The sequence below is a fragment of the Phormidesmis priestleyi ULC007 genome (assembly GCF_001895925.1).
Taxonomy (GTDB): Bacteria; Cyanobacteriota; Cyanobacteriia; order Leptolyngbyales; family Leptolyngbyaceae; genus Phormidesmis_A; species Phormidesmis_A priestleyi_A.
In genome coordinates this window covers 21,049-41,954 of the sequence record NZ_MPPI01000027.1, presented here as the reverse complement: position 1 = coordinate 41,954, position 20,906 = coordinate 21,049, and the positions used below count along the sequence as shown (strand labels likewise).

Genomic DNA, 20,906 nt, shown 5'->3' with positions numbered 1-20,906 from the left:
GCAAGCTCCTGAGTCTGTCGCGATCATCCTGGGCAACCAGTGATGCTCTCCGCTGTTTTAGGGGGGGTCGGGTGAGATGGCGAGGGTGCCAGACCGAACCGATTAATCTTTTGGTGGTCAAATCCATGTTAGTCAAACGTTTTCCATGACTGGAGTGCCTGGATGCTACCCGACTTTCTCAAGGCTCTATTAAATGCTCATCCTTTTGTTTTTACAGGGTTTGTATAGAGGATCAGGAGAGTTTTACAAATCCTGAATCTGTCTCAGAAAGAAATAATTACTCAATTTGAGGTGGAATACTTTAAATTAAAGCCGGGGTCGGAGTAAGGGCATGGCACGGACGTGTCCATTAGTATTGCAAGTAGCCGATATTATTTAAATTCACGATTCTAAGGATTGAAAGGGCTTGAGTGTTTGGTTGGATGGAACACTTAGGATCGTGAATTAAATAAATCCGAGAATTTTGTAGGTCAAGCATTTTGCCTGACTTAAACATCCCAGACGGCTATTCCACACTACTTAATCTAGTAGTCTGTCAAGATTAGATTGAGGGATAAAGCCGCTTGAGTTTAATCCGAGCATCTTGGGTGGTGAAGCGCCACTCCACTGCATGACCTTGGGCATTGCGCTTTTGCTCCCAAGCCGCAATCTCTTGCTTCAAGGTGAGCTTGTCTGGAATGCGCCGGTCTAAACATTGACGTGATAGGACGCTGAGTTCAATTTCTGCCATATCCAACCAACTGCCATGCTGGGGCGTGTAGTGAAACTCTAATTGATTGAGAATTCGACGAGCTTCTGGTGCGGGGAAGGCTTTTTGACACTCCTCGACCTAAAGGTACGAGGATTCTTGGCTCAACGAAACCACTTAAATTAGATTCCTTGCAGTCTCTAACCCAGAGGTGGGATTCTCCCCAAGCGTTAATTTGGGTATGCCCTACCCTATTTGCGCCATCGCAAGTCCTGTTTAGTTCTGAAGCGTATGCCTCAAAAAAACTGATTCTTACTGAGTTGCCTGCGACGGGAAACCCGCCCTGGCGCACTGAGCGCTCGTCTAGCTCCTCTAAATCTTTTACCTACTGCGAGGTGGAAACTAGAACAATGCAGTAGAACCGCATAGATTTAATTGTCAAGCGCTCAGCCCTGTAGGAGGGTTTCCCTCCGTAGGGGACTGAGTAAGAAGGTGCAGCGTGTCTTTCGACGACAAGGTTTTTTAAGTGGTTGATTACCTTCTCCACTACAATCAAAATACCGCATATTGAGGTAGATTGGTTGTGTCAAAGCCAGAAATATTCGTGACGTTTCGTGTTACCCAAGAAGAGAAAGATTTGCTAAAACAATACTGCGAACAATCGGCAAGAAATCAAACTGATGTTTTAAGAGAACTCATTCGATCTCTAAAACGACGACTGAAATGATGACTCTGTGGCTGAAGCAGCGCTCAGACCTGAAGGAGGGTTTCCCTCCGTAGCGCCTAGCCCTGAAAGCGGGGTTCCCGCTGTAGCGCTCAGTGCTGAAGACGGGTTTCCCGTCGCAGGCAACTGAGTAAGAAGGGGACTAGGTAAGAAGGGGACTGAGTAAGCAGCCACGCGGGAACCCGATTCTTCATCCCCGTCGTAAACGAGCAGGGCTTTAACGGTTCCCGAACCCTCCGTTCCGGTAAAGTGTCGCTGGGACATGAGTGTTGAGGTTATCTTGCCCGACTCGAATTTTCACAGGATTGAGGAAGCATTGATCCACGAGATACTTCATTTGCTAGCCTGGTTAACGGCAGACCCAGCCGCCTTTCCCGGAATGGTAAATTGCTCTAGAAACTGCGGTTCTTCAGCTTTGAGAGAAACGATTTGGAATGTCAGATCAAACATTGCCGGGTTAATGTGTCCTGACAAAAATTCCGGCTTTATTTAATCCATAAAGCAGACGATCGCAGCCGCTATTTCGTCTTTGACAAATCTAGGTTAATGAAGGGCAGTGCGCCATCACCGCCCATGACCTGTGGAAATTTGCCGTCCCACTTGTCGATCGCTTGCTTTTGCAATAACTCTGTAGTCAATGTCTCTCGCAGCAATCGTTGCGCTTCTGCTTGTCCTTTTGCCCGATTCACATTTGCTTCGGCTTCTTGTTCGGCTTCTTGAGCGATGTAGACGGCTCGTTGCGCTCGCTGCTCGGCAATTTGTTTTTCTTCAACCGCTTTTGAAAACTCAGTCGAAAAGGTCAGATCGACAACGCTGGTATCGAGAATAATAATTCCGTATTTTGCCAAACGTTCGCTCAAGGCGATGTCAAAATCATGTTTAAGTTCGTCTCGCTTAGTGATCGCTTCCTCTACAGTGCGTCGAGCCGCAGCGATCTTAAACGACTCTTGAGTTTGCGGAGCAATAATCTTCGAGACAATATTCTGCAACGAGCCTTGAGTGCGACGAATCACCACCACTTGACTGGCATCAAGCCGAAAGTTGATTGCAAAACTCGCGGTCAATTGCTGCAAATCTTTGGTCGAACTCTGTGCCGGAACTTCAAACTTTTGCACGGTCAAATCATAAAAATCAACCGTTGAAATGAGCGGCGGCTTGAGGTGAACACCTTCTAGCAACACACCATCTTGAGCTTTACCCAACACACTCAGGACGGCTGCCTCGCCGGGGGTGATGATCACGATCGCATTAATGCCAACCAAAGCAATGATACTCACTAGAGTTAACGCTAATGAAGCGCGCCAGTCGAAACTCTTATTATTCACGGTGTCTTGAATTCTTGATATTACGCTGTCTCCACACTACCTTAGAGACGTTTCGCAGTGATTTAGCCGAAAAAATTCCTGAAGACCTTTCGGCTTTCAGGAAGTCTAGAAGTTCAACGGGACTGGCGGGACTCGAACCCTCGACCTACCGCTTCAGATTTGTGTGAGTTTCCCCACTCTCTGGACTATACCTTCACCCTGGGCAATGCAGCCTGTAGGTGGTGACCGTCTAGTCTCTACACCTTCCTAAATCAATGCCTGCCTTGGTCTGCAACTAAATTTAGGCTTGGCTCGGTATTGCCATGAAGTGCAAACTGGGCATTTAATCACGGTTTGCTGACTCTTTAGGGTTCACCGACTTTGATCACATTCACCGATAGAGTTTCCTCTAAGGTGCCCGGTTGTTCAGGAGGCGGTCGCTCTATCCATCTGAGCTACAGCCCCAAAGTTAAGCGCATTATAGCAGCCAAGCAGAAATAAGGGGAGCGATCGCTATCCTTAAAAACTTATACCAGTTTGATTTACGCGATGTAGAGACATGACATGTCGTGTCTCTACTTGATCGTTCTCAGATCTCAATATGAGTGCCGCTGTGATGTAATCTAAAAATTTGTGACCTGAGCAAACGAATCGGGAGCCGCAAATGGATGTCAGCCTAGTTGTATCTAACCTTTTGAATCCGCCTGTTTTATTCTTCTTTTTAGGAATGTTGGCGGTTTTTGTCAAATCTGATCTCGAAATTCCCTCTCCGATTCCCAAGCTATTTTCGTTATATTTGCTAATCGCGATCGGGTTTAGGGGCGGTTCAGAACTGGTTAAGAGCGGCATTACTCAAGATGTCTTTTTAATGATCGGGGCTGCAATTCTCATGGCGTGTGTCGTGCCGCTCTACACATTTTTTATTTTAAGAATCAAATTAGATCCCTACAATGCAGCCGCGATCGCCGCAACTTATGGCTCAATCAGTGCCGTCACGTTTATCACGGCTGGCTCGTTTCTCGATCAAGTTGGCATTGCCTCTGACGGATATATGGTGGCAGCGTTAGCATTGATGGAGTCACCTGCGATCGTGGTCGGTTTAATATTGGTAAAAGTGTTTGCTGACAATCAAGACGGACAAGAATTTGACTGGGGAGAAATCTTGCGAGAGTCGTTTTTTAACGGTTCGGTGTTTTTGCTGGTTGGCAGCATCATCATCGGCATTTTGACCGGAGAACACGGCGAGGAAGTCTTAAAACCTTTCACACAAGGTTTGTTTTATGGGGCGCTGACCTTTTTTTTGTTAGATATGGGATTGGTTGCTGCTCAGAGAATTCAAGATTTGCAGAAAGCGGGAGTGTTTTTGATTGCATTTGCGATTCTGATCCCAATCTTCAATGCTGGGGTTGGGATTGCGATCGCCAAACTCATTCAAATGCCTCAAGGAAACGCGCTACTGTTTGCCGTTCTCTGTGCAAGCGCGTCTTATATTGCCGTTCCTGCGGCGCTGCGGCTGACGGTTCCTGAAGCCAATCCCAGCTTATATATTTCAACCGCTCTCGCGGTCACATTCCCCTTTAATATCCTGGTGGGAATTCCGCTCTATTTGTATGGAATCAATCTGTTCTGGAGTTAACAATGGAAGTCGTTAAACGCATCGAGATTATGGCGAGTTCGGTCGAACTCAATAAAATTCTGAAAGCGCTAGAGAAATCAGGCGTTCCGGGATACACCGTGATTCGGAATGTGGCTGGAAGAAGTGTGCGTGGCACTGTGTCCGATGATTTCTCAAGCTTGGATAATGTCTACGTGATTGCCTTTTGCTCTACTGAGCAGATTGACACAGTGATTGAGAATTTGAACCCAATCTTAAACAAGTTTGGAGGCGTATGCTTTGTGTCAGATGCAACGCAAATGAATGTAGTCCGATGTGTCGGGTCATGACGGTTAAAAAGCCTTCATTGTCTACGGGCATAGCACGGCAGTGCTCATTTAATTTTCGATCTTAATCCAAACGTCAGTTCGATGAGTTTTTTCGCTTCGTTGTCAGCGGCTTCTGCCCCCTAAATCCCCCAATTTGGGGGACTTCAAGCCAAATTTCTGGTTCAAAGTCCCTCAAATTGGGGGATTTAGGGGGCTTCCCGAATCCATAATCGGAACGAACCACTTCTGTCGAACTGACGTTAATCCACTCTTTCTAACTGCCACAAAATTTGATTGCCTTCTCGTCGCACCCGTGAGACAACCCAGTTGCGCCAAACCCAGTTATCACCGCGGCTGGTGACGGCACTGGCGTTGACATCTATCAGGTCAGCGAGTTCTGAACTGGTGATCAAATAAGCTTTGCTGGCAATCTCATCTGCCATTTGCAGCGTTTCTACCAGGTGCCGCAGGCTTTCGACGCGACCTTCACGGGGCAAGTCTGACAAATCAACGGGCGCGGGCAGTGATGCATCCGTCATGATAACCTCAGGTTCTTGGACTTGATCGGTGAATGTCTTTAACGTAGGGGTTTTGCCGAGAGAAAAGGCACGGGCGATCGTATCACAGCGTTCGTTGCCAATGTCTCCAGTGTGCCCACGCACATAGCGCCACTCGACTTGTTTTGAGTTGAGTTCGTCGAGAATTTCCCACAAATCTTGATTGAGAACGGGCTTCCCTGTCGAAGTTTTCCAGCCTTTTTGCTTCCAGCCTTTGATCCATTTAGTGATGCCGTTTTTGACATATTCGCTGTCAGTGTAAAGGGCGATCGGGTCTTGCTGATCAAAGTCTTGCAAAAACTTAAGGGCAGCGATCGCGGCTTGCATTTCCATGCGGTTGTTAGTAGTTTGCGCGTCGCCTCCTCCCATCTCGTGTACTGCACCGTTGACATAATAGGCGACGGTGCCCCACCCACCGGGCCCTGGATTGCCCGAACAGGCTCCATCGGTGTAGATACGATCGACTTTAGCGGAGTAGTTCATACATCCCAGGTCTAGAAGAGCAATTTAAGATAGCACACGAGTGATGCCGATTAAAGTCGGAGGGCTTGATTGCTGGCAGCGGACGTGATCGATCGCGCAAATCGTCTTGGTAGATAGGTTTGCAAAAACTGGGGGCTGCACTTAAAGCCCTCTAGCGCATCGACGAGATCTCGCTGCCGCACTTCTGGCAAAAGATTTTCAACGACTTCGATCTGTTTGTCGATTTGGATTTCTGACAAAGCTTGACTGATGCTGCCCAAAAATTTTTGCCGTTCTTCTAAAGTCAGGGCAATGTCAGCACTAAAATAAGCCCGAAGACTTCTTAACCCTTCGGACATATCAGCACTCGGTTGATGCAATTCTTTCTCGAGGGCACGCAGAAAAGTTTTGGTGCGACGCGTTTCTTGAGAGGCAATCAGCGCAAAGCCCACCCGCACAACGCCATCATAGAGACTTTTAATATCGAGAGTCAAAAATCCGGTTTCGGTGCGCGAGTTTAAGAAGGCAGTGAAGCCAAACCCAGCAGCGATCGCTCGCAAAAACAGCATCGCGTCTACAACTGGTTTGACTGAGAAAAAATTCGTGATCCACGCCAGAAATACGATCGAGGGAAATAGCAACTGAGCCAGAATCCACAGCCAAAATCCGGGGCTTTTCAAAGGCTCAAAAAACAGCAAGCCTTTGCAGGTTTGTCTTAGCTTTTGAAACGCCACCGGAAGGTTAAACAGTCCTGCGATCAGGGCGGCGATCGTGATCAGTTCCCAATCTAATGATTCGTTCACAAGATGCCACCGATTTGCTGTCCAAAGGTGATTACGGGATGCAGCAAAAAATGACCTCTGGCGGTCAGCGTAAAGTAAGTATCGAGATCGAAGTTTTCGCAGGTCTGCTGCAAGTTTCTCCCCAAAGCCGGAAAGACTTTGTGCAAAATATTGCTGGTGGTGCGATCGATATATCCGGCTTGACAGAGTTCTTGCATTAACTGTTGGGCTTGTTCTTGTGAATGCCCCGTCACATAACCCAATCCTTTGACGGTGAGCGGACGTTTTTCTAAGGCTTGCAACACAGCGATCGAGTGAGCATCCAGTTCAGAAACGGCTTGCTGCAATGACACGAGAAACACCCGTTCTGCTCCCGACGCGCTCGATCTCTGCCTAGTCATTCGTTTGAGCAGGTGTCTGGCTGCCGATCGAAAGTCATCAGCAGTCAGCACCGGAACGGCAATCTCTTTCCAGGTGAGTAATGGAGTTCTAGAGGTTGTAAACAGAGCTTGAGCGCGTTCTTGATTGGGAGATTGGCGCTGTAGACGATCGTAGGCATCTTGATAGAGTTGATGAAGGCGATCGTGCTGCGTTACTAAATGCCGAATTCTCTCTGCAACGTCTGGTTCGTCATGGGCGATCGCGGTGCCGAGAGCATGAATTTGCTGATGCAACTCGGTGGGCAAGATGCCATCTATTTGAGCGAGCGCCAGCAAAAAGGCTTGAAGCGTAAGGATGTCAGTGTGCATAAAGACTCGATCGGTCAGAGATGACCCAGCATTTATAGATGACTTTATTGTAGTGAGTCTCTGAGAAGCGTCTGTCTGCATCTAGATAGGAACTTCTTCGGAGTGATACCCATTTGATTTGTGAATGCGACAGATCCGCGTGAGGGCAGTGCCATGCCCGTACAAAAAGCGTAGGGGCATGCCGTGCCCCGTCAGATCGAACGATCCGTCACAATTGCTTCCGAAATTGGTATGACACACTCGCTTTCAGCCTTGAAGGATTGAACCAGGGGTGAGAAGATAATCGATTACCCTATAAGATAGGGAACTTTTTAGTATTTATGTCCTACCAGCCACTTCACCACAAATATCGTCCGCAAACCTTCGCACAGCTAGTGGGGCAAGAAGCGATCGCCACCACGCTCTCAAATGCCCTTTGTCAACAGCGCATTGCTCCTGCCTATTTGTTCACAGGCGCACGAGGCACTGGCAAAACGTCGAGCGCCCGCATTTTTGCCAAATCGCTAAACTGCATTGCGGTAAACGCGCCGACCGATGCCCCGTGTGGCGTGTGTGAAACCTGTCGAGCCATCACCAACGGCTCTGCGCTGGATGTGATCGAGATTGACGCGGCAAGCAATACAGGAGTAGACAACATTCGTGAGCTAATTGAACGCGCTCAGTTTGCACCCGTACAGTGTCGATACAAAGTGTATGTGATCGACGAAGTTCATATGCTTTCAAATGCAGCATTTAACGCGCTGTTGAAGACTTTAGAAGAGCCGCCCGATCGCGTTGTTTTTATCTTGGCAACCACTGACCCCCAGCGAGTGTTGCCGACGATTATTTCTCGCTGTCAGCGCTTTGATTATCGCCGGATTCCGTTAGAGCCGATGGTTCAGCATCTAGGAATGATTGCCGAAAAAGAGAGCATTTCTATTGCTAAAGATGCTCTGCATTTGATCGCTCAGATTTCTCAAGGTGGGTTGCGTGATGCTGAAAGTTTGCTCGATCAACTGAGTTTATTAGCGGGTGAAGTCACCGTCGATCGCGTGTGGGATTTAGTTGGAGCAGTTCCAGAACAGGATTTAATGGGGTTGGTCGAAGCGATCGCCACCAGCAACCCCGAAGCCGTGCTTGACCACACGCGGCGATTAATGGATCGGGGACGAGAACCACTGATCGTGCTGCAAAACCTTGCCAGCTTTTACCGCGATTTGCTGATCGCCAAAACCGCACCCACTCGCAGCGATTTAGTCGCAATCACGCCCCCCACCTGGAAAAACCTCTGCAATTTCGCTCAAACGCAAGATTTAGGCACCATTTTGGCAGGGCAGCAGCATTTACGCAGCAGCGAACTGCAACTTAAAAACACGACTCAGCCGCGATTGTGGTTGGAGTTGACGCTGTTGGGGCTATTGCCGACTGCAATTGGTCAACCCATCTTGTCTCAGCCTACGATCGCACCTACAGCTCCAGAAGTTCCCGTCTTTAAGCCCGCTGTCAAGGAAGTCACTTCAACCCCTCAGCCCCTTTCTGAACCTGCGATCGCGCCTCAAGTTATTGAAGACGTTGTAGCCGCTCCTCAGCCCAGCGATGCTAACGATGAGTTAGCCCAGACCTGGCAGCAGATTCTCAGTTATGTTGACATCCCATCGACTAAAGGAATCGTCAGTGCCAACTGTCACCTGTTAGCGGTTAACGGTAACGAAGTGATCGTAGGCGTTCGGGGAGAATCGATGGTGAAAATGATTCAACGAACGGTGCCGCTGCTTGGTAGGGCATCTGCTAGAGCGTTAAAGAGAGCCGTTAAAGTCACGCTGCAAGTGTCAGAGGTTATTGCATCTAATTCTGCTTGGTCAATGGAGCAGCCCAATCCTTCAGCCAGTCGCCCGATCGAGTCGAGTCCGCAACCGCCAGAAGTTCCGGCTCCGGCGATCGTGCTACAAGCCAGCGAGTCAAGTGAACCAACTCCTCTTGCCCAACCAGAAGCAGCCGAGAATCCTGATCTCGCTCAAGCTAGAGGTTGGGAAGATGATGAAGTCACCAAAGCTGCTAAGAGTCTTGCTTACGCCTTTAATGGTGACGTTGTAAATTTAGATGATGAACTGGATGTGCCAATCGATTCTGAGTCGATCGCAATCATTCCCCCTGTGGCAGAAACGTTTGAGCCACAGGAGGAACCTGAAGAGGACGATGAAGAGGATGTTGATTTTTAGGTCTAATCTTCGGTGCCACGATGCACCGTTTTGATCCACTTCAACCGTTTGGGACGGAATGACATCCGCACCGTAGCGCTGCCCACGATCGGCAGCCAGTGCATCATATATAACGTGCCGCGCAGCGATTGTAGGAGTGCCACAAACAGAGAGAAGTCAAACCCTTTAGGCGAAGATTGTTTGAGTTGAGCTTCAACGCCGCTCGATCGCTGAACGCGCCGTAGCCCCCCGACCATGCCAAACAAAAATAGCGTCACCGTCAGCCCTGAGATCGGACTGAGCAATAAAGGACGGTTGCGCGCGATCGCCATCAAAAAGTCGGGCAAGGCGGCAGTCGGCATGACGTATTGAATAATCCAAAACATCAGCAGATCGAGGGTTTTGCGCGTTCCCATGCGGTTTCTGGCAATCAGTCGCCAATAGTCGAGATAGCGCTGATAGCCCCCTTCTGCCCAGCGATTGCGCTGATGCCATAGCCCGATCGCGCTCGTCACCCCTTCTTCATAGACCGCCGGAACGGTCACTACATCAATATCCCAGCGATGAACGTGGAGTCGAATCGTCAGATCTAAATCGTCGGTAATAGTTTCTTCGTTCCAGCCGCCGACTTGCTCTAGGGCTTTGCGCCTTACAAACTGACCATTGCCACGCAGTTCGCCCATGCCGCCGATCGCGACTCGCTGCTGATGAATAAAGGCATCGAGCGCCATCTCTGCCATTTGTCCACGAATCCAAAAATTATTGGCATCTTTAGACTGAAACTGAGGCTCGGCTTGCACGATCGCTTTGCGAACTTGCACAGCACCTACCTGCTCGCGATCGAACAAGGGCACCACTCGCCGCAAAAAGTCTGGCTCGACTTGAGCATCCGCGTCGAAGACCACAATAATGTCTCCCTGCGTGAACGGCAACACCTGGTTTAACGCCCCAGATTTGCCGCCTACTGAGTCAACAGGGCGATGAAAAACCTTGAGCTGGGGATATTGGGCTGCCAGTTCATCTAGCAAAATTGGCGTTTTGTCGGTGCTGTTGTCGTCTATCACCCAAACCTCGTAGCGATCGCTGGGGTAATCTAACCGACACAAACGATCGGCGAGAGTGCCGATCACCGCCTCCTCATTTTTTGCCGCAATCATTAGCGACACATAAGGATAAGTTTCTCGTGACTCATCCGATATCGGTTCTGGCAGATCAGACGGACGCGCCATCAAGAATCTGACGGCGTGTAGCCCCATCAACGTGGTCAAACCCAACACAAACCAATAGCCCCAAGTCACTAGATGCAGCGCGATCGTGCCGCCCCAAATCACCACCAAAACCGTAGCCGCTTTTCGCCTGCGCCCTTTAAAGCCCGGATAGGGCGAGTCATCTATCGGATCAAACTCCGACGCTTCGGGCAAATCTCCCACGAGTGCCGCAAGTGCTGCACAGGCTTCTTCTGGAAGCGACTCAAGCTCGTTGTAAGAATCGCTTTCTGGCCAAGAATTCTCCGACATAGGTTACTTGGTTTAACAGCCAATATTTGTCTACACCCTTAAAAAAGCTGGGAATGAGGTAACACCAAACGGTGCAGCCTTCACAGACCGACAGCTTGCCCTGCGATTGCCGAAATTCTTCGACTTCTTCTGACTGCTTATAAAGCTCATAGAGGCGACCCGCGATCGGCAACCCTTTTTGAGCAAAGTGATAGCAGGGCAACAGAAGCTCATCGTGAGGGCCGATGGCAATCACCGCTTCGACCGCCTTACAGCGAGGTTTTTCGGTGTCGTTGCCGCCCGCCTCAATGAATGCCAGCGCCGCCTTATTGTAACCAAGATTGTTATATTTCTTAGCAGCAACCTCGATCGCCTTCACCATATCAGGTGTGGGATTCTTTTTAGAGTTGTAGTTGCTGTGGGCCGTGAACGCAGGATTGAGCCAAATGCGGGCTTGTAGTTGCTCACCTAGTTCGGCAACCTCGCCAATGCGTCCGTAGTTTTGCGCGGTGACCGTGTGATTGAGGACTGGATATTCTCCCAGCGACTGAGCAATTTTAACCGACTCTACGAGCGTGTCAAAAATCTTTACGCCTCTCGACTGATCGTGGGTTTCGGCATCGCCCCCGTCTAACGAGAAATTGAGGAAGTCTACCAAGCCCTGCATTTCTTTGGCGCGCTTGGGGTAGAGAATCGTGTTGGTGGTCATGCTGGTAGTGAAGCCTTGCCGTTTTGCTTCAGCAAAAACCTCAGCCACATCGGATCTCAGCAAAGGTTCGCCACCCGTAAAGTCTACATACCTAACGCCTAGACGACGCAAATCAGCCAGATTTTTTTGAATCGTTTCAAAAGAGGCTTCCTGCTTGGGTTCGAGTGCCCAGATGTCACAAAAATGACAACGAGCGTTGCAGCGATAGGTTAGATAATAATTTGCGACCAGTGGAGCCATATTTTGTGCCAGTAAAGTCTCCTCATTCAGCTTTACAATACCAGAAAAGCGCGGTGGGGTTGATAGCCCGTTTCCTAGAGAGCGGGATGGAAAATGCACACGAGCAGTTTCAACCGCCTATCCATTTCTCAAGGTAAATTTGCGCTGGGCATACGCTGAATGTTCTGGGGCATGAGCAGATTAAGCTTCGCCAAGTGCAAGCAACGAGAACAAGAATCAATGCAAGGTTGCGCTAAATCGAAAACATCATTTGCAGTCAACACCAACGGAATTTTTCTAACTTAATATTTTTTGTCACATCAAAATAAGATTTCTCACTTCCGACAGGGAACGCTCCAGATTCAGGTTGTTAGCGTTGAGATCTGGCACCTGACTAACCGTCAGAATGCTGTCTAGATTTATGTTTAAAAAAGGAAAATAACCATGTTAAACACTTCAGAAGCCGCACTGTTTCTGCTTAAAATGCAGACCAGTTTTGCTCAAGTAGTTGTTGATCCCATCACTTCTAAAGAAGCCGCGCTAGTTTTTTCTGGGTCACAATTTTTAGTTGCCTTACTCGCCGGAGTGATGATGGCATTTGGCTTTCAATTGCTGTTAACAAATTTATCAATTGCCTATTTAGTTTCACCTGGCGGCACTGATGTCGCAACTGATGACTTAGACGATAGCAGCAGCTTAGGAAGCAGCATTCGTAAAATTGAAGCAAAAGTTGGAATCTGGGCATTAGCAACGGTGAGTCTTGCATTGTTTGCTGCGTGCTTTTTAGCCGTTAAACTTAGCTTGATTAATAGTGTCACTCTGGGCGCGATCGTCGGGGTCGTCGTCTGGTCTACTTACTTCTCGATTTTGATGTGGTTTGGCTCAACCACGATCGGTTCGCTAGTCGGCTCGATCGCCAAAACGGCTACTTCTGGTCTACAAGATCTGCTAGGAATGGCAACTTCAGCGATCGGGGCAAATGTTGCCAAAAATCAAGCAGTTTCAACGGCTGAAGATATTGCGGCGGCGGTGCGTCGTGAGATTACGTCGGGCATTAACCCCGATGCTGTTCGAGAAACGCTGCAAAGTTCTCTAGCGAGTTTGCCGATTCCCCATTTAAACCTGGATGAAATTCGCGGACAGTTTGAGAAGATTTTGAACACCGCAGATTTGCAAGAGCTTGCCGACACCGATTTGTTTCGGAACTTCGATCGTCAACAATTTCTAACCTTAATCCGCGATCGTACTAATTTATCGCAAGAAGACCTCGATCGCATCGCTGACTCGCTAGAAAGTGTCTGGAAAAACGTTCGTAAGACTCCCGCAGAGTTGCCCGATCAACTGCTGCAAACTTTCAAATCAGCGACTCCAGAAGACCTGCAATCCAGTCAAGTTTATGAGCAATTAGAATCACTTATTCGGGCTGCAAATCATCCTCACAAAGCAAGCGCATCCCTCACAAATCAGGCGTTGAGATATGGCGTGAGTTCTCTATTGTCGGCGGTGCAGGGTCGAGTCGATTTGTCAGATGTCGATGTTGAGAAAGTGAGCGGACAACTGCAAAAAATCGTCGATCGCACCACTCAACAAGCCACAAAAGTAGGTGAGCAAATCAAAGATCAAGCAGAAAAAGTCGGCGATCAACTTCAAGAACAGGTGGCTGATCAACCTGCTTTGCCTCGCAATATTATCAAGGCAGATGTCGAAAACTATCTGTCAGGATCGCTGCCCTGGCACTTAAATCGGCTGACGATTCAAGATGAGTTTAGAGACATCATTTACGATCCTCAGGCAGACTCGCGGGAAGTTTGTCGTCAACTCGAAGCACTCAACCGATCGTATTTTGAAGACTTACTCACCCGCCGAGAAGACCTCAGCCCTGGTCGAATTCAAGAGAGTGCAACCCTAATGGAAGAGGTGCGTCAGCAAGTTTTGGCGATCGTTGAGCAAGCCGATGCACAAGAGCAGGCGAACAACCTGCAAACCCGTGTCGAAAACTATCTGCGCTCGACCGATAAAGCGCAATTTAATGAAGCAAAAATTCAACAAGAATTACAACAGCTACTTGAAGATCCAGAAGCAGAATTGGAAACGCTACAGGCGCGATTTGGTCAATTCAATCGAGATGATTTAGTTAATTTGTTGCAACAGCGTCAAGATCTTAGTCAAGACGAAGCCAATCAGATTGTGAATCAATTTGAAACCATTCGCGATCGAATTCTTAATTCGGCTCAAGAACTACGCAATCAGGCAACTGCAAAGGCATCTGAGGTGCGGCAACGAGTCGAAGATTATCTTCGCAACACCCAAAAAGAAGAACTGAATCCCGATGCGATCGAGCGCGAGTTAAAACTGGTGTTTGAAGACCCTCAAGCCGGATTGATGGCACTGCGGTCGCGCTTGGCTCAGTTCGATCGCGAGACGCTGGTGTCTCTGTTGAGCCAGCGTCAAGACCTCAGTCAAGAACAGGTTAACCAGATTCTCGATCGCGTTGAGTCAGTTCGCGACCGCATTCTGCAAGCGCCGCGCCAACTTGCCGACACCGCTAAAGCGCAATATGATCAGACTTTGACCGCGATTGCTGACTATCTGAGAAGCACTGATCTCGAAGAACTCAATCCTGAAGGCATTCGCAGAGACTTGACTACACTGCTTAACGACCCAAAAGCAGGCGGCAATGCCTTGAGATCGCGGCTTGCTAACGTCGATCGAGACACGCTGGTTAAACTTCTTAGCCAGCGCCAAGATTTGAGCGAAGCGCAAGTCAATCGCGCGATCGACCAGGTTCAAGACACCATCCGCGATTTTGTGAGAGCGCCGCGTCGCCTCGTCAGTCGTGCCCAACAGCAAGCGCTGACGTTTGAGTCTAGCCTGGAAACCTATCTGAAAAATACCCAAAAAGAAGAACTCAACCCCGAAGGCATCAAGCGCGATTTAAGCCTACTGCTGAGTGATCCGCGGGCGGGTGTGAGCAGCGTGGGCGATCGGCTCTCTCACGTCAATCGAGACACGCTGGTGGCATTGCTCTCTCAACGCAAAGACATCACTGAAGAAGAAGCCAATCAAATCATTGATCAAGTTCTGTCTGTGCGAGACGCGTTTGCAGCGCAATTTGAGAAACTTCAGCAGCGCTTTCAGTCAGTGATTGACCGCACGACTGAGAATCTTAGCCACTATCTCAATTCGTTAAATCGCCCTGAGTTAAATTACGAAGGCATCAAGCAAGATTTCAGCAAGCTGTTTGACGATCCCCAAGCGGGAGCCGATGCCCTGCGGAATCGATTGGGGCAGTTCGATCGCAACACCCTGACTGCCGTTCTCGGCTCGATTCCTAACTTGTCTGAGACTGATGCCGATCGCATCATCAGCCAGATTGAAACAGCGCGAGATGGGGTATTGCATCAGGCAGACTATATCCAGCACGAAACCCAGCGACGGATCAAATCCCTGCAACATCAAGCTAAAAAGCAAGCCCTCGAAACGCAAAAAGCCGCAGCCACAGCCGCTTGGTGGTTATTTGGCACGGCATTGACTTCGCTAGCAGCCTCGGCGATCGCGGGTGCTTTAGCGGTCGGTGGAGTAAATGGGTTGCGATTCTAATCGCAATGTAGGGGCATGGTGTACCTTGCCCCTACGCATATTGGGGTTATTTATTAATATGGATATTAAATTTTGGCGTTCAATGCAAAACCAGAATTGAAATTATACAAAAAACGCATCATTCTAGCGATTTTCGTAGCCTAAATTACAGTCTTGCACTGGTCACATCTAAAAATTGCGCGTAGTCTAGCTAAGGAATGGCGCTACAGAGAATCTTTGATAATGACTAAGAAGACGTTGGTTGTCATCGGCAACGGCATGGTCGGTCACAAGTTTTTAGAACAGATGATCGCCAAAAAAGCGATCGACGATTGGCATCTCGTTACCTTCTGTGAAGAACCTCGCGTTGCTTACGATCGGGTCAACTTAAGCGGCTTCTTTTCAGGCAAAACGGCTGCTGACTTGACCCTCGTCGAACCCGGACTTTATCAAGATCACAACATTCAGATCTACGTGGGTGATAAAGCAATTCGCATCGATCGCGATCACAAAACGGTGACTTCTGCTAACGGCATCACGATTGGTTATGACAACGTTGTGATTGCAACTGGCTCCTATCCATTTGTGCCACCGATTCCTGGAAAAGACACGCAAGGAACATTTGTTTATCGCACGATCGACGATTTAGAAGCGATGGCGGCTCATGCCAAAAGCGCTAAAGTCGGGGTCGTGATTGGTGGCGGATTGTTGGGGTTAGAATGCGCCAACGCCTTAAAGCATATGGGATTAGAAACCCATGTTGTTGAGTTTGCCCCTCGCTTAATGCCCGTACAAGTAGACGACGCAGGCGGCACCGTTCTTAAAAACAAAATTGAGGCTCTAGGAGTCGCCGTTCACGCCAGCAAATCGACCACTGCGATCGTCAGCGAAAATGGCAGAGTTACCAAAATGCAGTTTGCGGATGGTGACGAGCTTCAGACCGATATGATTGTGTTTTCTGCGGGCATTCGTCCTCGTGATGAGATTGCGAGAGATTGCGGATTAGCCGTGGGCGATCGCGGGGGCATTGTGATTAATGATCACTGTCAGACTTCTGATCCTGATATCTATGCGATCGGAGAATGTGCCCTTTACGATAATCGGATCTATGGGCTAGTGGCTCCTGGCTACACAATGGCAACAGTTGTGGCTGATAATCTTTGCGATCGCGGCAGCAATGCTTTTACGGGTGCAGATATGTCTACCAAGCTGAAATTGCTGGGCGTAGATGTCGCTAGTTTTGGTGATGCGTTTAGCAAAACTTCTGGTGCAAAAGAGTTTGCCATTATCGACTCGATTCAGGGCATTTATAAAAAGATTGTGGTGGATGAATCGGGCGATCGGCTCCTTGGCGGCATCCTAGTCGGCGATGCGTCTGCCTACGGCAATTTGCTGCAACTGATGCAAAACCAAATTGTGCTGCCGCCTCACCCCGAAGATTTGTTGTTGCCGCCTCGTGAAGGTCAATCGAGCTTTGCAATGGGTGTGGAAAGTCTGCCCGACACGGCACAGATTTGCTCTTGCAACAACGTTACTAAAGGACAGATTTGCAGCGCGATTCAAGAACAGGGATTGACAGATATCGCCAGCGTCAAGAAATGTACGCAAGCGGGAACCGGATGTGGAGGCTGCGTTCCACTCGTCACCGATCTGTTAAAAGATCAGTTAAAGAAAGCCGGAGTCGAGGTCAAAAATCATCTCTGCGAACACTTCGCTTATTCTCGTCAAGAACTCTATCACCTGATTCGGACTCAAAAAATTGAGACTTTTGATCAGTTGCTGGCGGGTCATGGACAGGGCAAAGGTTGCGAAATTTGTAAGCCTGCCGTTGGCTCAATTCTCGCCTCTGCTTGGAATGATTATGTGCTGAATCCGCCGCATGTTGGGCTGCAAGATACGAACGATGCCTTCCTCGCTAACATTCAAAAAGATGGCACTTACTCCGTTATTCCTCGCATTCCTGGCGGAGAAATCACGCCCGATCGCCTAATCGTGTTAGGTGAAGTCGCCAAAGAATTCGGACTCTACACCAAAATCACAGGCGGACAGCGCATCGATTTATTAGGCGCACGAGTCGATCAGCTTCCCCTGATTTGGAAACGATTGATCGATGCTGGATTTGAGTCAGGTCACGCCTACGGTAAAGCCTTGAGAACTGTGAAATCCTGCGTGGGCAGCACTTGGTGCCGATTTGGAGTGCAAGACTCAACTTCACTCGCGATCGAGGTTGAGCTGCGCTATCGAGGCTTACGCGCCCCTCACAAGCTTAAGTCTGCGGTGTCTGGCTGCACTCGTGAATGTGCCGAAGCGCAAAGCAAAGACTTTGGCATTATCGCCACCGAAAACGGCTGGAATCTCTATGTGTGTGGCAATGGTGGCATTAGACCTCAACACGCTCAACTGATTGCTGAAGACATCGACAAAGAGACGCTGATTAAATACATCGATCGCTTCTTAATGTTCTACATTCGCACCGCTAATCGCCTAGAACGCACAGCAACCTGGCTCAACAAACTTGAAGGCGGCATCGATTATCTTAAGCAAGTGGTAATCCACGATTCGCTGGGCATCTGTGACGAGTTAGAGGCAGAAATGGCGCATCAAGTTGAGACTTACGCTTGTGAATGGAAAACGACGATCGACGATCCAACCAAGCTGATGCGCTTCCGCCATTTTGTCAACGTTGATCAACCTGATCCCAGTTTGGTACACGTCGAAGAACGCGGACAAAAACGTCCGGCGTTTGACGATGAAAAAGAATTGGTGATCACGGGCGAACGATCGTAATCCTCAGGACTTACGCATTTTGACCAAAACCTCCGAGGTTTGCGTAAGTCCTAATCATTGCAAGACCGTTCTCGAAAAAGTTCTAAAAATTCCTATTACTTATGATTCAAGCTTTGCCTACTCAATCGTTAATTAATCAATGGGTGACGATTTGCCCGATCGAGCAAATCTTGCCCAACACGGGAGTCTGTGCCCTGGTCGAAGGTCAGCAAGTTGCAGTTTTTCGGGTTGGAGATGGCACCGAGATTTATGCTCTCAGCAACTACGACCCGTTTAGCAAAGCCTTTGTGCTGTCACGGGGCATTATTGGCGATCGTAACGGCATCCCTAAAGTGGCATCTCCGATCTACAAACAAAATTTCAATCTGCAAACGGGGCAGTGCCTTGACGACGAAACCGTCAGGATTCCAACCTTTGCCGTGAGGGTGATCGAAATGCAAGTGCAAGTCAGCGTTTAAATTTCCTTCTCGCGACATATATCGCGATCGAGGTGTCACCGATAGCGTTAAGAATAAAGAGTATGAAAAAAGATTTATACTCAATTTCTGAAAGCGGGAACGCCGATGATTACTATATTGGAAAACTCTGAACTCAAATTGACGATTCGCCCTGACTTAGGAGGACGAATTGATCAACTCATAGACCAAAAAACCGGGCATGAGTGGCTCTGGCATCCACCTGATTATGATGCAAGTCAAACGCGATCGCTCCCGGTGGGTGCCTCATTTGACGACCATTGGTCAGGTGGTTGGGATGAGATGTTTCCCAATGACGGAGAAGGGTTGTCTCAAAATCGGCATCTGGTCGATCATGGGGAACTGTGGTCGCAGGCGTGGGATGTCGTAGAGACTACACCTTCTAGCATTAAGATGGCGCGATTTTGTGAAACGGTGCCTGTCAGCGTCGAAAAAACCATTCGATTAGAGGAAACTCAGGCTCGAATTGAGTTTCAGTTTCACAACAAATCTGATGAAACGATTCCGTTTTTGTTTAAACACCACGCTGCGATCGCCATCGAAGCTGGAGACGAAATTCTGCTGCCCGACTGCCTAATTGAGCCAGTCGCCTTGGGCTTTAGCAAAATTATTGGACGCGCTCAAAAAACTCATTTCCCGAAAGCGTTTGCCGCCGACGGTCAAGAAGTTGATTTACGAAAAGCTTTGCCGCGATCGTCCCACTCACAAGAATTCTTTTACAGTTCAGATCTGGCTAAAGGAGAGTGTGGAATTCGCAATCAGCGATCGGGCACTGCTTTGATGATGACCTTTGATCAGGCTGATTTTCCTTATGTTTGGGTCTTTCAAATCTATGGCGGCTGGCGTGATTATTATGTGCTGGTGATGGAGCCTTGCACCACCATTCCCTATGATTTAGATGTGGCTTGTCAAAATGGAACGGCTGCTCAACTGCAACCCAAAGAACGTCAGCGCCGCACATTGACAATTCACCTACAGCGATAGGAGGAATCTAGACTAGCGATCGCAGTTACAACTTCTATTAGTTGATTAGAGTCGATGCCTCTATTGCTAGGGGATGAGGGCAAAAGGCTAAAACGTAGACCGAACTATGTGCGATTTTATGTAATTTACGATCTTAAGCAGAGTCAAGCCCTAAAGCGATCGCTGCATTCTGTCCCCCAAATCCAAAACTAAAGCAAAGGGCGTTTCCAGCCGCCGTAGATCGCGCAGTCCTGACAAAATCTAAGTCAAATTCAGGAGATTTTAGCCCCACACAAGGCGGCAAAGTTTTGTGCCGTAACGCCATCAGACAAAAAGCAGCCCCCAGCGCACCGGATGCCCCGATCGTGTGCCCGGTTGCCCCCTTCGTCGAACTCACAGGCACCCCGGATGGAAACAACTGCTGAATTAAGTGAGCTTCGTTGCGATCGTTGAGCTGCGTCGATGTTCCATGCGCGTGAATATAGTCGATGTCTTGAGGCGAAAGATTGCTGCGCTGGAGGCATTGCCAAACGGCAGCGATCGCGGCTTTACTCTCTGGCTCAGGCGCACTGACATGATGACCATCTGCGGTCAACCCAAATCCTAAAATTTGACCGTAAGTTTTAGCGCCTCGATCTTTTGCGATCGCTGCGGATTCGAGTACCAAGATAGCTCCCCCTTCGCCAAGCACTAATCCCTCACGATCAACATCAAACGGATAACAGCCCGTCTTTGCTAAAGCGCCCATCCGATCAAATCCAATCAGCGTTAGTGGCGTAATTGCCGCTTCGATGGCTCCCGCAATGACGCGCTGACACTGCCCCGATCGGATTAGTTCATAGCCTTGAGCGATCGCCCAAATTCCGGTTGCACAAGCCGCCATTGGTGAGAGCACCGGAGCGCAGGTTTGTAGGAGATTAGCGGCGGCGATCGCTGCCGCATTGGGCAACGTCTTCAACCAGCTTTTTAAAAGAATCGACTCATCTTCTAAATAAGGCTGTCGAGATAATTTCTCCCACTCAGCCTGATTTCCTCGACTTGAGCCAACCACCACTCCGCAATCTGACAGAGGCAGCCCCAGCCCCGCATCTTGAAGCGCCTCTAGCACGATTTGTTGAGTCAGTGGCACCAATTCCGCAGGTTGAGGGCTGATCAACGCCAGAGGTTTTGGCTCTAGATCTAAAAAGGGTTGGTAGAGTTGAATGCCCGATCGTGCCTCTACCAACCCATGCCAGCTAGCTTCTAAATTGCCCAAGGCTGAAGCCAGCCCAATTCCAGTCACCACGACATCCATAGCCAGTTTAAGTTTTG

16 protein-coding genes and 1 pseudogene are annotated in these 20,906 nt (G+C 48.9%); 7 read left to right on the top strand and 10 right to left on the bottom strand.

The features are described from left to right. Positions 1-541 precede the first annotated feature (541 nt). The 4 genes and pseudogenes from BRW63_RS19090 to BRW63_RS19080 all read right to left on the bottom strand — a co-directional run. A pseudogene (locus tag BRW63_RS19090) lies at positions 542-814 on the bottom strand (IS630 family transposase); the annotation flags it as partial. 580 nt (positions 815-1,394) lie between these two features. Next, the gene (locus tag BRW63_RS28395; RefSeq protein WP_189645272.1) at positions 1,395-1,676 is read right to left on the bottom strand and encodes a hypothetical protein; all 282 of its coding nucleotides are present in this window, start codon (positions 1,674-1,676) and stop codon (positions 1,395-1,397) included. 69 nt (positions 1,677-1,745) lie between these two features. After that, entirely contained in the window at positions 1,746-1,886 is a 141-nt protein-coding gene (locus tag BRW63_RS29030; RefSeq protein WP_181314467.1) for a hypothetical protein, read from the bottom strand. Positions 1,887-1,930: 44 nt separating this feature from the next. Beyond that, positions 1,931-2,689 (bottom strand): prohibitin family protein, encoded by a 759-nt coding sequence (locus BRW63_RS19080; protein WP_223257435.1) that lies wholly within the window; start codon positions 2,687-2,689, stop codon positions 1,931-1,933. Between the two features lie 691 nt (positions 2,690-3,380). Here BRW63_RS19080 and BRW63_RS19075 point away from each other — a divergent pair. After that, complete coding sequence (locus BRW63_RS19075) at positions 3,381-4,352, top strand: sodium-dependent bicarbonate transport family permease (RefSeq protein WP_073073938.1); 972 nt, start codon at positions 3,381-3,383, stop codon at positions 4,350-4,352. Between the two features lie 2 nt (positions 4,353-4,354). Continuing rightward, a complete protein-coding gene (locus tag BRW63_RS19070; protein WP_073073936.1) occupies positions 4,355-4,660 on the top strand; it encodes a P-II family nitrogen regulator in 306 nt (101 codons plus the stop codon). Between the two features lie 239 nt (positions 4,661-4,899). Here the strand turns inward: BRW63_RS19070 and rnhA are convergent, their stop codons facing one another. From rnhA to BRW63_RS19055, 3 genes are read right to left on the bottom strand one after another with little or no spacing between them, the layout of a single operon-like run. Then, the gene (gene rnhA / locus BRW63_RS30175) at positions 4,900-5,679 is read right to left on the bottom strand and encodes a ribonuclease HI (protein ID WP_073073934.1); all 780 of its coding nucleotides are present in this window, start codon (positions 5,677-5,679) and stop codon (positions 4,900-4,902) included. A 50-nt stretch (positions 5,680-5,729) separates the two neighbouring features. Next, complete coding sequence (locus BRW63_RS19060; RefSeq protein WP_073073932.1) at positions 5,730-6,461, bottom strand: hypothetical protein; 732 nt, start codon at positions 6,459-6,461, stop codon at positions 5,730-5,732. Beyond that, positions 6,458-7,189: a hypothetical protein gene (locus BRW63_RS19055; protein ID WP_073073930.1), complete on the bottom strand. Its 732-nt coding sequence runs from the start codon at positions 7,187-7,189 to the stop codon at positions 6,458-6,460. Before BRW63_RS19055 ends, BRW63_RS19060 begins: the two co-directional genes overlap by 4 nt. A 320-nt stretch (positions 7,190-7,509) precedes the next feature. Here BRW63_RS19055 and BRW63_RS19050 point away from each other — a divergent pair, with 320 nt between their 5' ends. Continuing rightward, positions 7,510-9,387, top strand: coding sequence for a DNA polymerase III subunit gamma/tau (locus BRW63_RS19050; protein ID WP_073073928.1), 1,878 nt, complete (start codon positions 7,510-7,512; stop codon positions 9,385-9,387). 2 nt (positions 9,388-9,389) lie between these two features. Here BRW63_RS19050 and BRW63_RS19045 read toward each other — a convergent pair whose 3' ends face one another. Continuing rightward, complete coding sequence (locus BRW63_RS19045; RefSeq protein WP_073073926.1) at positions 9,390-10,883, bottom strand: glycosyltransferase; 1,494 nt, start codon at positions 10,881-10,883, stop codon at positions 9,390-9,392. Further along, the gene (locus BRW63_RS19040; RefSeq protein WP_073073924.1) at positions 10,837-11,811 is read right to left on the bottom strand and encodes a radical SAM protein; all 975 of its coding nucleotides are present in this window, start codon (positions 11,809-11,811) and stop codon (positions 10,837-10,839) included. Before BRW63_RS19040 ends, BRW63_RS19045 begins: the two co-directional genes overlap by 47 nt. Positions 11,812-12,234: 423 nt before the next feature. Here BRW63_RS19040 and BRW63_RS19035 point away from each other — a divergent pair, with 423 nt between their 5' ends. The 4 genes from BRW63_RS19035 (at position 12,235) to BRW63_RS19020 (ending at position 19,616) form a co-directional block, all read left to right on the top strand. Then, positions 12,235-15,390 (top strand): hypothetical protein, encoded by a 3,156-nt coding sequence (locus tag BRW63_RS19035; RefSeq protein ID WP_073073922.1) that lies wholly within the window; start codon positions 12,235-12,237, stop codon positions 15,388-15,390. A 222-nt stretch (positions 15,391-15,612) separates the two neighbouring features. Continuing rightward, positions 15,613-18,156 (top strand): nitrite reductase large subunit NirB, encoded by a 2,544-nt coding sequence (gene nirB, locus BRW63_RS19030; protein ID WP_073073920.1) that lies wholly within the window; start codon positions 15,613-15,615, stop codon positions 18,154-18,156. 101 nt (positions 18,157-18,257) lie between these two features. Next, on the top strand, positions 18,258-18,614 hold the full coding sequence (gene nirD / locus BRW63_RS19025; protein ID WP_073073918.1) for a nitrite reductase small subunit NirD: 357 nt from the start codon (positions 18,258-18,260) through the stop codon (positions 18,612-18,614). Positions 18,615-18,719: 105 nt separating this feature from the next. Next, positions 18,720-19,616 carry a DUF4432 family protein gene (locus BRW63_RS19020; protein ID WP_106254119.1) on the top strand — a complete coding sequence of 299 codons (897 nt, stop codon included), beginning with the start codon at positions 18,720-18,722 and terminating at the stop codon, positions 19,614-19,616. Between the two features lie 133 nt (positions 19,617-19,749). On the opposite strand, the gene BRW63_RS19015 is transcribed toward BRW63_RS19020, so the two are convergent. Next, the gene (locus BRW63_RS19015) at positions 19,750-20,889 is read right to left on the bottom strand and encodes a beta-ketoacyl-ACP synthase (RefSeq protein WP_073073913.1); all 1,140 of its coding nucleotides are present in this window, start codon (positions 20,887-20,889) and stop codon (positions 19,750-19,752) included. Positions 20,890-20,906: the final 17 nt, after the last annotated feature.

What these genes read in the sequence shown, in the direction of transcription:
- BRW63_RS28395 (WP_189645272.1), bottom strand. Translation starts at nt 1,676, where the DNA reads ATGTCCCAGCGACACTTTACCGGAACGGAGGGTTCGGGAACCGTTAAA.
- BRW63_RS19075 (WP_073073938.1), top strand. Translation starts at nt 3,381, where the DNA reads ATGGATGTCAGCCTAGTTGTATCTAACCTTTTGAATCCGCCTGTTTTA.
- BRW63_RS19070 (WP_073073936.1), top strand. Translation starts at nt 4,355, where the DNA reads ATGGAAGTCGTTAAACGCATCGAGATTATGGCGAGTTCGGTCGAACTC.
- rnhA (WP_073073934.1), bottom strand. Translation starts at nt 5,679, where the DNA reads ATGAACTACTCCGCTAAAGTCGATCGTATCTACACCGATGGAGCCTGT.
- BRW63_RS19055 (WP_073073930.1), bottom strand. Translation starts at nt 7,189, where the DNA reads ATGCACACTGACATCCTTACGCTTCAAGCCTTTTTGCTGGCGCTCGCT.
- BRW63_RS19050 (WP_073073928.1), top strand. Translation starts at nt 7,510, where the DNA reads ATGTCCTACCAGCCACTTCACCACAAATATCGTCCGCAAACCTTCGCA.
- BRW63_RS19045 (WP_073073926.1), bottom strand. Translation starts at nt 10,883, where the DNA reads ATGTCGGAGAATTCTTGGCCAGAAAGCGATTCTTACAACGAGCTTGAG.
- BRW63_RS19040 (WP_073073924.1), bottom strand. Translation starts at nt 11,811, where the DNA reads ATGGCTCCACTGGTCGCAAATTATTATCTAACCTATCGCTGCAACGCT.
- BRW63_RS19035 (WP_073073922.1), top strand. Translation starts at nt 12,235, where the DNA reads ATGTTAAACACTTCAGAAGCCGCACTGTTTCTGCTTAAAATGCAGACC.
- nirB (WP_073073920.1), top strand. Translation starts at nt 15,613, where the DNA reads ATGACTAAGAAGACGTTGGTTGTCATCGGCAACGGCATGGTCGGTCAC.
- nirD (WP_073073918.1), top strand. Translation starts at nt 18,258, where the DNA reads ATGATTCAAGCTTTGCCTACTCAATCGTTAATTAATCAATGGGTGACG.
- BRW63_RS19020 (WP_106254119.1), top strand. Translation starts at nt 18,720, where the DNA reads ATGATTACTATATTGGAAAACTCTGAACTCAAATTGACGATTCGCCCT.
- BRW63_RS19015 (WP_073073913.1), bottom strand. Translation starts at nt 20,889, where the DNA reads ATGGATGTCGTGGTGACTGGAATTGGGCTGGCTTCAGCCTTGGGCAAT.